The sequence below is a fragment of the Alkalicoccus luteus genome (assembly GCF_012034335.1).
GTDB classification, from domain to species: Bacteria; Bacillota; Bacilli; order Bacillales; family Salisediminibacteriaceae; genus Alkalicoccus; species Alkalicoccus luteus_A.
The window spans coordinates 174,084-187,411 of record NZ_JAATHJ010000004.1 but is presented as its reverse complement, the minus strand read 5'-3'; the positions used below and the strand labels follow the sequence as shown (position 1 = coordinate 187,411).

Genomic DNA, 13,328 nt, shown 5'->3' with positions numbered 1-13,328 from the left:
TTGTTCCATTTTTATTTTTTCTGGTTACTCGTCGAATATACATGCCTATATTATATCTGATAAACCCTTTAAAATAAAGAAAAAATAATATAAACGTGTGCCTATGTAAAAATTGTAAAAAAGGAGCGCATTTTCGCTTCATGCCTTGTCAGGAGTGGACCATGAGGTCCAGAAAAGCGGAAATGTGCCTATTTACTGTCGAACTCGAGCTGACGATTCCTCCATTTTTAACAACGTTAAGAAAGTTTTAGTGGTCTTAAAGAATCTAATGAGATCGCTTTCTCCGAATTAAAATGGTATTCCCCTAGCAAATTAATATGTTCCCAACCTAGAGGCGACATATGGTGCAATAATTCTTCATTAAAACTACTAGCCTGTTTTTGATATTCAACTGCTTTTGTTAGATGTAAGGTATTCCAGATACTGGTGGCATTAATGATTATATTTAAGGCACTAGCCCTTTGCAATTGATGCTGTATGGTTCGTTCCCTAAGCTCACCTTGCTTTCCGAAGAAAATAGCTCTTGCTAATCCATTCATGGCTTCTCCTTTATTCAATCCTCTTTGTATTTTTCTTCTTAATGATTCATCAGAAATGTAATTCAAAATAAAGATCGTTTTTTCTATTCGTCCCATTTCACGTAAGGCTGTGGCTAAGCTGTTTTGTCTTGAATAGGAACCTAGTTTTCCCATAATAAGGGATGCTGAAACCGTTCCCTCTCTTATAGAATGAGCTAATCGCAAAACATCCTCATAATTTTCTTTAATGACCTTTGTATTTATTTGTCCACGTAAAATGGCTTCTAATTTTGGATACTCACTTGCTTTATCTATTGTAAATAATTTCGAGTCTGATAAATCTCTTATTCTAGGAGCAAATTTAAATCCTAATAAATGAGTCAGTCCGAATATTTGATCTGTGTAACCGGCTGTGTCTGTATAATGCTCTTCTATATTTAGATCCGTCTCATGGTGCAACAATCCATCCAAAACATGAATCGCATCCCTTGAATTTGTATGAATAATCTTTGTGTAATAAGAAGAGAATTGATCACTAGTAAAACGGTAGATAGTGGCTCCTTTTCCAGTCCCGTAATGTGGGTTTGCATCAGCATGCAGTGATGAAACACCTAGCTGCATCCTCATACCATCTGACGAGGATGTTGTACCGTCGCCCCAATGGGAGGACAACTGTAATTTATGATAGAAATTTACTAAAATGGCTTGTGCTTTATTCATTGCATCTTCGTACATGCGCCATTGAGATACATTGGCTAGTTGCTTATATGTAAGTCCGGGTGTGGCTTCGGCCATCTTGCTCAAGCCAATATTCATTCCCATTCCTAAAAGGGCAGCCATGATAATGATTGTTTCTTCCTTATCAGGTTTTCGATTATTGGAAGCATGAGTGAATTGCTCATGAAATCCTGTTATATGAGCAACATCCATGAGTAAATCGGTTAATTTTATTCTTGGCAGCAACTGATAAAGGCTTGCACTAAATTTTTTTGCTTCTTCTGGAACATCTTTTTCTAAGCGTGCAAGTGACAGTTTTCCTTTTTCAAGAGAAACCCCATCTAGCTTGTTGGAATTAGCAGCTAACCACTTTAACCTTTCATTAAGGCTATTAGTTCTCTCCGTTATATAATCTTCGAATGATAAACTAACTGATAAGCTCGTATTCCCCTTCAATTGATTCCATGTATCTTCCGAAAATAAATATTCTTCAAAATCCCTATATTGTCTGCTGCCCACAATGGAGACATCTCCTGCTCGAACATGCTCCCGAAGTTCTGTTAAAGCAGCCATTTCATAGTAATGACGATTAATTGTTGTACCATCATCCTCGTATAAATGCTTTTTCCATCGTTTTGAAATAAAATCCACAGGTGAGTCATCAGGAACTTTTCGCTTTCCGGATTCGTTCATTCCTCGGATAATCTCAACAGCCTGTAAAAGTGATTCGTTTGCCTTTGTAGAATGAAATTCCAATACTCTTAATAGCGTTGGCGTATATTTTCTTAGTGAATAAAACCGTTTTTGCAGTAAGTCCAAATAATCATAGTCGGCAGGACGTGCAAGTTCCTGAGCCTCTTCAACCGAGGACACAAAAGAATTCCATTCGATAACGGATTCTAAAACTTCAAAAACGTCTAATTTTTCCTGTTTTGCTTTGATCAAAGCTTGTCCGATATTCGTAAAGTGTATAACTTTCTCATTCAGCTTTTTACCGTTTTGTTTCTGGATTTCCTCTTGAGCCTTACGACCTTTTGATAACAAACTAAGTATTTGCCTATCATGAATTTCAAACGCTTTATCTGTTAGCTCCTGCGTAAGTTGTAATAAATAGACGGTTAATATCGAATAACGTTTATTTTCTTGAAAGTCACGAAATGCATACGGTTCGTATCTTGAACCTAAACGAGACAGCTGCAAAATGCGGTTGCGGTGCAAATGACTAATTTGTACTGTTTCCAATTCCATTCCTCGTATATATTCGAGTCGTTCTATTACTTTTAGAAATGTTTCGGGCGAAGGGTGGCCCGGTGGTTCCTTTAACCAACCCAATATTGTTTTATTGGATTCTGATGGATGCTGCGAAGTAATGATCTCTTCAAGCTTTTCTTTTTGGTTATTTGTTAGAGATTGACTAACCGTATTAAATAGCTTCTTTTCAGCCATTGCCCTTGCCTCCCAGACCATTCTCTCAAGTGTAGTAATAGCAGGCAGTATGATTTTGTTTTTTCTTAGAAAATCTATGCATTCATGTAGTAGATGAATGGCATCACCGTTTTCCAAAGCTAATTGATGAAGGTGCTTAAATGTCATTCGATATTCTTTTAGAGTAAAAGATACAAAGTCGTATTCACTACGAATTTCTTTCAAATGATCCCAAAGTGTATTTTCTCTTTGAGGATAAAGGCTAAGAGAAGATGGAGTGGCACCGATTTGTTTCGATATATAATGTACGACTGAATCCGAGATACTTTTGATATGAGTGTATGGCCAACCAGGATACCGAAGAACGGCTAATTGAACGGCGAATCCTAAACGGTTTTCTTCTCTCCTTCGTTTATTTATAATTTCTAAATCTCGTTTTGAAAAAGTGTAGTAGGTTCCTAACACCCACTCATCTTCAGGAATTTGCATAAGGGCCTGTCGCTGTTCGGGTGTAAGTAATTCTCTACCTCTCGCAATTTTCATACAGATCATCTCATTTCTGTAATTATTCAGTTAATTAGTTCAATTATATATCAATAGAGTGTACTCTATTGATACAAGTATAGTAGACTGATAAAATCATAGCTAAGAGCGTCTCATAAGACTTGTCTCAAAAATGAGGTGAAAGTATGCAAAAAATTGGATATGTTCGAGTTAGTTCTGTTGGTCAAAATCCTTCAAGGCAATTTCAACAACTTAACGAAAACGGAATAGATATTATTTTTGAAGAAAAAGTTTCTGGAGCAACAAAGGATCGTGAGCAACTTCAAAAAATGTTAGAGGGTTTACGAGAAGGTGACATTATTTATGTTACAGACTTAACTCGGATCACTCGAAGTACGCAAGATTTATTTGAATTAATTGATTTAATACGAAATAAAAAGGCAAGCTTAAAATCACTTAAGGATACATGGCTAGATTTATCAGAAGATAATCCATACAGCCAATTCTTAATTACGGTAATGGCTGGTGTTAACCAATTAGAGCGAGACCTTATTCGAATGCGTCAGCGTGAAGGGATTGAGCTCGCAAAGAAAGAAGGGAAGTTTAAAGGACGGTTAAAGAAATATCATAAAAATCACGCAGGAATGAATTATGCAGTAAAGCTATATAAAGAAGGAAATATGACTGTAAATCAAATTTGTGAAATTACAAATGTGTCTAGAGCTTCATTGTATAGAAAGTTATCAGAAGCAAACAAATAATCTTTTTTATTCCATTAAAGGGCTAGTATTGTGAAAAAAAATATCTATAGAAATGTTCTTTTATTTAAGTAATTGAAGATAAAGAAACCTTGCCTCTTTTAAAGAGATAGGTATTAGGGCAAGGTTTCTTTTAGCATTTTTTAGCTTTCCACTGCTAATAGTATAAAACATTTACTTTATTACACTTGATAAATGTTTCATAATATTGATTTCCTTTAAAATGATGATCACAATTTTGTTGAATCTCTTTTAAGCGTTTTTCCAAAAAAGCAAGGTGAGTTTTTAATTGATTGATCTCCTCTTCAATTATTTGGAACTTCAACGTAAACCTCCTAACAGCAAGAATTATTGATATAATTTACCACCAGATTCCTTAAACTCTTCAGCTTTTTCCTTCATTCCTTTTTCTATTGCTTCTTTTGTATCAAGCTTGTTTTCTTTCGCGTAATTACGAATATCTTGAGAGATCCTCATGCTACAAAATTTCGGTCCACACATTGAGCAGAAATGTGCTGTTTTTGCACCTTCTGCAGGTAACGTCTCATCATGATATTCTAAAGCGCGTTCAGGATCCAATGATAAATTAAACTGATCTCTCCAACGGAATTCGAAACGAGCTTTTGATAAGGCATCATCTCTTTTGTGTGCGCCTGGATGCCCTTTGGCTAAATCAGCAGCATGTGCAGCTATTTTATAAGTTATAACACCTTCACGTACATCATCTCGGTTTGGTAAACCTAAATGTTCTTTTGGTGTAACATAACATAGCATAGCCGTACCATACCAACCAATCATGGCTGCACCAATCGCAGATGTAATATGATCATAGCCAGGAGCTATGTCAGTTGTAAGTGGCCCTAGAGTATAGAAAGGCGCTTCCTTACAAACCTCAAGTTGTTTGTCCATGTTTTCTTTAATAAGGTGCATAGGTACGTGACCTGGACCTTCAACCATTACCTGTACATCATGCTCCCAAGCAATTTTTGTTAGTTCTCCAAGAGTTTCTAATTCTGCAAATTGTGCTTCATCATTAGCATCAGCAATTGAACCAGGACGTAGACCATCTCCTAAAGAGAATGCAACATCATAAGTTTTCATAATCTCACAGATTTCTTCAAAATGAGTATATAAAAAGCTTTCTTTGTGGTGGTGAAGACACCATTGTGCCATAATAGATCCACCCCGGGATACAATACCTGTTAAACGTTTTGCTGTTAACGGAACATATCGCAAAAGAACACCAGCATGAATGGTGAAGTAATCCACGCCTTGCTCGGCTTGCTCAATCAAAGTATCACGGTAAACCTCCCATGTGAGGTCTTCGGCAACACCATTTACTTTTTCAAGTGCTTGGTAGATAGGAACGGTTCCTACAGGAACAGCAGAATTGCGAATTATCCATTCCCTTGTTGTATGAATGTTTTTACCTGTTGATAGGTCCATAATATTATCAGCACCCCAACGTGTGGCCCATGTCATTTTTTCGACCTCTTCTTCGATGGAGGATGAAACAGCAGAATTCCCAATATTTGCGTTGATTTTAACATGGAAATTACGTCCTATGATCATAGGCTCTGCCTCTGGATGATTGATATTAGAAGGGATAATTGCTCGACCTCTTGCAACTTCTTCACGCACAAATTCAGGTTTCATATTTTCCCTTAATGCGATAAATTCCATCTCAGGAGTGATGATGCCCTTCCTTGCATAATGAAGCTGTGTGACATTTCCACCTTTTTTTGCACGTAAGGGTTTACGCTTTAAACCCGGGAACATATTATGATTAGCACGAGGGTCATTCTCATCCTTATATCCATTGTCTTCAGCCTTAACTTCTCTTCCTTCATATTCCTCAACATCTCCTCGTTCATGAATCCATGTGCTTCGAAGAGGAGGAAGACCTTTTGTAATATCAACTGAATAATTAGTATCCGTATAAGGTCCGCTTGTATCATAGACACGAACTGGCGGATTCTCTTCTTCACCAAAGGCGCCCGTTGTAGGACTTAGTTCAATTTCACGCATTGGTACCTTGATATCGGGTCTTGAGCCTTCAACATAAACTTTTTTACTACCTGAAAAACTAGACATGATGGAAATGCTTTTTTCGTTTAATGAAGTTGTTGACATAGAGTAAATCTCTCCCTTTTTAAAATTAAAGGACGAGATCTAGAACAATAAAAGAGGAATTAAAGAAATGAATTAAATAAAAAAGCCGAATCCAAAAAGGATGGACCGGCTTTGTATGTAGAAGTTTATTCAATACATGATTATTTTTTCTAACTTCCCCACGCTAGTATGATCTAGATCAGGTCCAAAGGGTCAAGAAACTTTAACGTGTTTCTCTCTCAGCCCAACTTATTGGACTCCCCTAGTTATTTCTATTCAATTTGGTTTTAGTATACATGAGTTTTAAGTAAAATAAAAGGAGCAATAAAAAAATATAAAAAACCATTTAATTAAGAGACGGACAGCAACAGGTTTTATTGTTAATATATGAATAAACAATAACATTTTAATTTTTAACGAGAGAGGGAAAATATGTTTACTAAGGAAGAAAAAGAAGCAATATATAAAGTTATTTATCATAGAAGAGACATCCGAAGTTTTTTGTCAACTCCTATCCCAGAAAATACAATACATAAAATACTAAATGCTGCTCATCATGCACCCTCAGTAGGGTTTATGCAACCATGGAATTTTATTTTAGTTTCTTCAAATGAAATTAAAGAAAAGTTAGCATGGGCAGCGGATAAGGAAAGAAGAGCATTGGCTATTCATTATGAAGGAGAAAAAGAAACGAAATTCCTTAGTTTAAAAGTTGAAGGTCTAAAAGAATCTCCTTTAACTATATGTGTAACTTGTGATCCAACAAGAGGAGGTTCGCATATATTAGGACGAAATTCAATTCCTGAAACGGATGCTTTATCAACTGCTTGTGCCATTCAAAATATGTGGTTAGCAGCTAGTGCTGAAGGGCTTGCAATGGGCTGGGTAAGTTTTTATAAAAAGAATGATATTAGAGACATTTTAGAAATACCACCACATATTGAGCCTATTGCTCTTATTTCTATTGGTTACACTGATGATTATCCAGAAAAACCCATTCTAGAATTAGCTGATTGGGAAAAAAGGCGTTCTTTAGACAACCTTATTTTCCAAAATAAATGGGGGGAAAATTAAAAAATCTTATTAAAGTGCTCTTTAGTTTAACAAACGAAATAAAAAAACGATTCCGCACAACGTTTAGGAACCGTTTTTTTATGTTGTAATTTGCTTATCGTTGTAAATCCGCATTTTCCTGACGCTACCCCCTTAAGCAATCTTTTTCTAAATATAAGGAATAACATAGTCTTATTTTTGATGAACACCTAAATATTCCGTTTATTTTTACTTGAATCGGCAATGAGTATCGTGAATCAACATTTAAAAGGAGGCTTACCATGAGTGTAATTAAAGAATTTATGAATACGGAAATTCAGTCTGCAGAAACAGATGCCACACTCGAGGATCTGGCGAAGCTGATGGCGGAACACGACACCGGTTTTCTTCCAATTTTAAAAAATGAGAAGTACGCAGGGGTGGTAACGGATCGCGACATCGTCGTGAAAGGTCTAGCAAAAGGTTTGATCGACCAGGTTCGCGCAGAGGATATTATGAATGAAACCGTAATTACGGCTAACGCAGATATGGATGTGGAAGAGGCGTCGCTTTTAATGCAGGATCACCAAATTAAACGCCTGCTCGTAGTAGAGCATGATAAGGTACAGGGTATCGTCAGCTTAGGGGACATTGCGGCGGATGAAAATCCTGCTATTGCCGGAGGTGCACAGCAGGAAATTAAAAAAGGCGATGCTAACAACTAGTCCCATCGCCCATTCACGATCAGCCGACATCATTCCGTCGGCTGATTTTTTTGTACCGCCTCAAACGGATAAAAGCCGGTGCACTGTGTTTCGGCCAGATGTACAACCGGTTCTTCCGGAGTGAAGCCGTTGATAAACTCAAACAACGAGTTGTTAAACACTTCTATATCTGCATCCTTCACCTGCCAGACACCATGTTCAATCGGCCCTTTGTACAACTCTCCTTTAATGGTCGTAAACAGTGCATATCGCTCCATCAGGAACTCCGTCAGAGGATATTGTATCGCAGGATAAACGGCATTCTTACTGGCCGCACTGACGGTGAATACAGCCGAATCTTTCTCTTTCCCTTTGCGGATGGAAGTGAAATCGCAGCCGTTTTCAGACGTGCGAATGTTCATAATCGCTTCATAATACGGGAGCGACGTCAGCCACCTTGCACCTTTTACTGCCGTAAGTGAGTTCGCATCCATTGTCAAAAAGTAAACACCGCGCTCTCCTTCGTAATTCACATACGTACGGACGTTGAGTTCCAGAAAGGATGGTACGACAGAAATACCGCTTGCAAGCCGGATTTTATTTTCCGAAGCTTCAAAACTGACGATCCCGATCCACGCACTTCCGTCGTACTCTTCAATGGTCAGTTCATCAGGAACGTGCGGGCGTAGCAGTTCAATCGGAATACGGTAGTGCACAAACAGCGTATGCTTCCAGTCCTGACTACCAATCCAAAATCGTTTCATTCTATCAGAACCCCTTTCATCATTCTTATCAACACAACTTTTTGATTGACTGACATCTGCGATTGTTCGGCTCTTTTAGCAGACTTTACCTATATGAATGTTCAGCGCTAAGCAAATGCCTCTTTACAACCTCGCCTTCCTCCTATCACCGTGAGCTTAAACATTTCTTCTGCATACCGATTGTATATTTTGTCGATAAAGTACACCAAACATGCGCCAAACCACTTATGTATCAATAAAGAGACAGATAATTCTGACTCAATAATCACGATTAAGTAAGTATTTATACCTACTATAAATATGATTAATAAGGTGATTCCAGTATTTTGTCATATCCATGTAATCTGACGTAAGGCTTAAGAACGTTTTCTCAAAAATGCCTCAATAATCGTTGTATTGAAGGTATCCACACGTTGTACAGCTTTTTAAAGACGTTTCTATCCGTCAGTTATCGGTTACACTAGTTATATGAGTAAATAAATAGACATGGTTATTTTGTATAAAAAAAGTTAGTGATTCACTTCGTGTAAGTATAAGGTAATTTTTGTCTGATTACTCGAAAAATCGCATAAGTTATCGTAAGAAAAGAACCACCTGCAGGTTCGTTTCAGCCAGTGTAGTCAGCAGATGAACTCATCCAAAAGATCAACATGCTTGATTTCAAAATCGTTTTTATAAGGAGGAAACCTTACCATGAGTCAGCCAAAAGAACTGTCAGAAAAGGAACGGGAGATTAGGGAGAAGCAGCGTGAGCAGCATCGCGCAAATGGTAAGAAAGGCGGTCTCGCGACAAAAACGAGATACGGCCGCGAGTATTATGTCAATTTAGGTAAAAAGAAAAAGCAGACGTGATCACGACTGCTTCGTCTGTTCATCGGCAGCTTGCTTCTGAACAGAAATAGAGCGCGTTTTCTCCATGAGAAACACGCGCTTTTATACGTATAAAGAGTCTGCTTATTGCAAACGGTACGGTGCCTCCCCTTCAAGCATCAGGCTCCACACATCAGCGAGATACGGCATCATCTCTGCAGCTGCTTTGGCATCCGTCCAGTTCATTGCAGAAACGGTGTCTGTATCCTCTATTTGTTCGGTCCCTCCGACAATAGTTCCATGAAACGTGATAAACAGGACGTGATTGCCTTTCAGAAACGCCTCGTTGATGCCTGCGATTCCTTGAAGCGTAACGGCAAGACCGGTTTCCTCTTTCACCTCGCGTACAGCTGCCTGTGCGAGCGTTTCTTCTGCTTCGACTCCGCCGCCCGGCAGCGACCATGAATCATGCTTTTTATTATGGACGAGCAACACACGATCTTCTTTCTGCAGCAGTACGTATGCAACATCGACGCGTTTCATCGTGATCCCCCCTCAAATAAATACATGACAGCCTCTGAAAAACGTTCTCCCCACGAGGCTTCCTCATGCATCCCATTTTCCTGAACATGAAAGCGCGTGTCTGCCTTTGTTTGCTGCAGCACCTTGGCCGTAGTAAAAACCGACTCCATGTAAGCTTTCGGACCGACCGATCCAACGTGTTCATCCGTGCCTGTATCGATGTAAATCCGGTGCTGAGGCGCTAACGCCGCATCTTTTATCTGCTGCTCCAGCTTCTCCTGAAACAGCCAGCAGGCTGAGCTCAGCGCTGCCGCATACCGAATCAAGTGCGGATACAGGCAGACAGCGCTTTATGTACAGTTTCCTCCAGCAGAGCTTCCAGCCATCCCTATGCGGTCCGGGTCCGTGCGCCATTTCCGGACCATTTCCGGCTTCAGCTCCTCCATCAGATAGCGAATATACGCCTTTCCCCGATCGCCTGCTGAACGAGAAGGATCGAGAGCCAGCTTCTGTTTCACGTCTGCCTGCAGCTCCCACACGCTGTAATCGTCGAGCCGGCCGGTCCCTTCCGTGTTGCAGTCGACGGCGACAATTATTACATCTGCCCGCTCCGCTGCTTCCGCGGCCCGCCAGCTTCTTCCGTAAAAAGCCCGATCGTCATCAAAGACGTTCTGACCGTCGTGCATATAGAGCACCGGATACCGCTTCGCACTCCTTTGATAGGACGCCGGCGTGTAAATGCTGATCTGTCGGCGTTTATCAAGCACCGTCTGCTCATATGTATCGATCGGCATTTCCTTTTCACCTCCTGTTTTTTCCAATTATAGCATGGACTTTTAAGACGCGTGGGGCTGCATCGTGAATGAGGAGAGGTCGTTTCACTGACAAACTGCGGCATACAAAAAAACCGAGCCCCTGATTCCATTCTCAGGAGCTCGCCTCGTTCATGTGAATAGCAAAACCGTTTCGTTTACCTGCCGTTTATACCTTGTCTTCCCACGCTTCTTGCTCTGATTCTTTCATCTGCTCTTCGACTTCCTCCGGATAGGCGGTGCGGAACAGATGTGAATCATCGGCTATGACTTCTACCATCTTGCGGATCATGTCTTCCGGATCGTACTGCTCATCTAAAATTTCTGCTGCTTCTTTGATTGATTCTTCCTTCGTAAAGTGTGTGTCTGGATCGTACCACTTTTTTCGTTCTTCAAACATCCGGTCATTAAATCCAGTTTCGAACGGCCCAGGATTAATCGTAGCTACTTGTACGTCAAACTCTTTCAGCTCTGCACGCATCGTTTTCGCAATGGATTCTATCGCATGTTTCGATGAACCATAGGCACCGAGATACGGCATCGGAACGATCCCGACGATGGAGCTGAGGAAAATAATCTTTCCTTGCTGCTTCTCCACAAATTTTTTCGCTGCGATCTGCGCGTTTTCAAGCGTACTGAATACGTTTGTCTCATAAATTTCACGCATTCTGTCTACGGGAATTTCCGAAATTGGTCCACCCTCACCAATCGCCGCGTTTGCAACAAATACATCGTAATCGTAGGACTCCAGAAGCTTTTGATCCTGTTTATCGGTAACATCAAGCTTCACCACTTCTATATCGAGACCTGCCGATTCTGCTTCTTCTCGAAGCGGTGTTACCTGCGAAATAATTTCCACACCGGCGATCACCTAATGCCCTTTCTTTGCTAATCCAAGTGCCGTTCCTCTGCCGAGTCCTGTCGCTGCACCTGTTATCAATACCGTTTTACTCATGCTGTATTCCTCCTCTTTTGAAGCTATTGGCAGATTTCCCAAAAACATCTACTTGCAAACATCAGGCTTTCTTTTTGCCGAAATAAAAGAGTCCGAGCAAGAGCCAGGCTGTCATAATCACAGCTGCTACAATTAAAGCAGGCACTGGACCAAATGCTACAATGAGCGGAACGGATGCTGCTGTAACGAGCCCGCCACCTACAAAGATATCCAGCAGCAGCTGCTTGTAGCTGAAGCCATCTTTTGCAGGAGACTCATTTTGCGGGTCTGCCAATTTAATCAATAACAAGCCGGCGGCGCTCATTCCCATCGCTTGCCCCAGATCACCAATTCCTCGCTCGAACCAGTAGTCCGGCATGATTCGCGGAGCAATAAATAGAAAGGCAACGACGTTCCATAAAATCGCACCCGCTGCCATAATGAGAAACGGAAACAGATGATTCCCGATCACCGTCAGTGCAAGCGTCGCGATAGCTGCTGTGATCAGCAAATCCAGAGCCAGTCCTTGAATACGATTAATCACACCCCGGTCGATGATGTTATGCTTCACCACATTTGTTAAAAACAGCTGAACGATGACTGCCCCTATCATGGCAAGCGGAAATAGCGGAAGGTGTGTCAGGATTTCGATTTCATCGATCCAAAACGCTTCTTCGATCAGGATCAATCCTTCCAGCATTAAATACCCGATGGTGATGGCGACCCCAATGTATCCTAAATGAACGGTAAGGGTTTCAATGAATTCTGAGTGCGTCGTTTGATGCCCGGCTGGCTCTTCCTGCTGATTTTCTTTTGCGATAAGCCCCTTCTTTTCCTCCTCGCTTATATCATCCGGTTTTTTAATTATTTCCGTTTTCCCTTTTCTGGCTGCCCAGTTGAGCAAACCCATTCCCAGAAACACGCCGGTTAGAACCCCGATGGTTGCAAGGCCAATCGCGAGATCCCGTCCTTCTTCAAAACCGACGGCTTCAAACGTGCCGGATAACCCTGCCGCTGTACCGTGCCCGCCGACAAAGCTGATTTCCAGCAAGGCTCCCGCAGCCGGATTCATGCCGAAAACCGGTGTTAAAATAAGCAGTGCCAATACAGTACCGACCACATACATTCCCCAGGAAATAAAATGCGCAAATGTAATCTGCGGACCGGAAATCTCCCACATTTTTTTAATAGACGGGAACGTCATGCCGAGAAATAGGGATGCAAAAATAACGTTGATCAGCAATCCCGGAAGCTCGCTCCATACATCGACCATCGCCTGAGGAAAGAATCCACCTTCGTCAAACACGTTTACTCCAACCTGCCCTGCCAGTTCAGGACCGAGCAATAAACCGATTAAACCAGCAATCATCGAGCTGGGTAAAAAGAAATTTTGAAAAAATGGGGTAAAAACGCGGACCCACTTTCCGATTAACAGTAAAATACCAAGAATTATCAAGCTGAATCCAACCAGCTCCGGACTGACATCCATTTTGATCCCCCCTGTGTCCATTCATCTCTCTATGGTACTCATTTTCCAGTGAGGATTTGACATAAACGTGATGGAAGTAATTTAGTTCGATATCAATAATAGCCGCCCTGCAAATAGACCAATCTTCAAAAGGAATGTGAATGATAAGCCCTGCTTTTGTACTGCAAAAACATTCCTTCACTTAGAGTCCGTTATCTCTTTGAGAATCTTGCAGTCCAGAAAATGAT

Annotated in this window: 13 protein-coding genes and 1 riboswitch; of the genes, 4 read left to right on the top strand and 9 right to left on the bottom strand. The window is 40.7% G+C overall.

The features are described from left to right. Positions 1-236: 236 nt before the first annotated feature. On the bottom strand, positions 237-3,203 hold the full coding sequence (locus HCN83_RS04685) for a Tn3 family transposase (RefSeq protein ID WP_168005156.1): 2,967 nt from the start codon (positions 3,201-3,203) through the stop codon (positions 237-239). A gap of 146 nt (positions 3,204-3,349) precedes the next feature. Here HCN83_RS04685 and HCN83_RS04680 point away from each other — a divergent pair, with 146 nt between their 5' ends. Further along, positions 3,350-3,925: a recombinase family protein gene (locus HCN83_RS04680; protein WP_110927698.1), complete on the top strand. Its 576-nt coding sequence runs from the start codon at positions 3,350-3,352 to the stop codon at positions 3,923-3,925. A gap of 154 nt (positions 3,926-4,079) precedes the next feature. On the opposite strand, the gene HCN83_RS04675 is transcribed toward HCN83_RS04680, so the two are convergent. Then, positions 4,080-4,247: a serine protease gene (locus tag HCN83_RS04675; RefSeq protein WP_168005155.1), complete on the bottom strand. Its 168-nt coding sequence runs from the start codon at positions 4,245-4,247 to the stop codon at positions 4,080-4,082. A gap of 23 nt (positions 4,248-4,270) precedes the next feature. Further along, positions 4,271-6,055, bottom strand: a complete 1,785-nt coding sequence (gene thiC, locus HCN83_RS04670) for a phosphomethylpyrimidine synthase ThiC (protein WP_010289686.1) — start codon at positions 6,053-6,055, stop codon at positions 4,271-4,273. A 138-nt stretch (positions 6,056-6,193) separates the two neighbouring features. Continuing rightward, positions 6,194-6,308: riboswitch (TPP riboswitch) on the bottom strand. A gap of 158 nt (positions 6,309-6,466) precedes the next feature. On the opposite strand from thiC, the gene bluB reads away from it, so the two are divergent. Together bluB and HCN83_RS04660 are read left to right on the top strand one after the other, a co-directional pair. After that, positions 6,467-7,108 carry a 5,6-dimethylbenzimidazole synthase gene (gene bluB / locus HCN83_RS04665; RefSeq protein WP_168005154.1) on the top strand — a complete coding sequence of 214 codons (642 nt, stop codon included), beginning with the start codon at positions 6,467-6,469 and terminating at the stop codon, positions 7,106-7,108. 260 nt (positions 7,109-7,368) lie between these two features. Next, positions 7,369-7,791, top strand: a complete 423-nt coding sequence (locus HCN83_RS04660) for a CBS domain-containing protein (RefSeq protein ID WP_168005153.1) — start codon at positions 7,369-7,371, stop codon at positions 7,789-7,791. A 29-nt stretch (positions 7,792-7,820) separates the two neighbouring features. Here the strand turns inward: HCN83_RS04660 and HCN83_RS04655 are convergent, their stop codons facing one another. Beyond that, positions 7,821-8,534 carry a YqjF family protein gene (locus tag HCN83_RS04655; RefSeq protein WP_168005152.1) on the bottom strand — a complete coding sequence of 238 codons (714 nt, stop codon included), beginning with the start codon at positions 8,532-8,534 and terminating at the stop codon, positions 7,821-7,823. A 693-nt stretch (positions 8,535-9,227) separates the two neighbouring features. Here HCN83_RS04655 and HCN83_RS04650 point away from each other — a divergent pair. Next, positions 9,228-9,386, top strand: a complete 159-nt coding sequence (locus HCN83_RS04650; RefSeq protein ID WP_168005151.1) for a hypothetical protein — start codon at positions 9,228-9,230, stop codon at positions 9,384-9,386. Positions 9,387-9,488: 102 nt separating this feature from the next. Here the strand turns inward: HCN83_RS04650 and HCN83_RS04645 are convergent, their stop codons facing one another. The 5 genes from HCN83_RS04645 to HCN83_RS04625 form a co-directional block, all read right to left on the bottom strand. Beyond that, on the bottom strand, positions 9,489-9,887 hold the full coding sequence (locus HCN83_RS04645; protein WP_168005150.1) for an NUDIX hydrolase: 399 nt from the start codon (positions 9,885-9,887) through the stop codon (positions 9,489-9,491). Beyond that, the gene (locus HCN83_RS04640; RefSeq protein WP_168005149.1) at positions 9,884-10,192 is read right to left on the bottom strand and encodes a hypothetical protein; all 309 of its coding nucleotides are present in this window, start codon (positions 10,190-10,192) and stop codon (positions 9,884-9,886) included. Before HCN83_RS04640 ends, HCN83_RS04645 begins: the two co-directional genes overlap by 4 nt. Positions 10,193-10,216: 24 nt before the next feature. Beyond that, on the bottom strand, positions 10,217-10,660 hold the full coding sequence (locus HCN83_RS04635) for an alpha/beta hydrolase (protein WP_168005148.1): 444 nt from the start codon (positions 10,658-10,660) through the stop codon (positions 10,217-10,219). Between the two features lie 187 nt (positions 10,661-10,847). Continuing rightward, entirely contained in the window at positions 10,848-11,537 is a 690-nt protein-coding gene (locus HCN83_RS04630) for an SDR family oxidoreductase (protein WP_343033651.1), read from the bottom strand. A gap of 157 nt (positions 11,538-11,694) precedes the next feature. Beyond that, the gene (locus HCN83_RS04625; protein ID WP_168005147.1) at positions 11,695-13,101 is read right to left on the bottom strand and encodes a sodium/glutamate symporter; all 1,407 of its coding nucleotides are present in this window, start codon (positions 13,099-13,101) and stop codon (positions 11,695-11,697) included. Between the last annotated feature and the right edge of the window lie 227 nt (positions 13,102-13,328).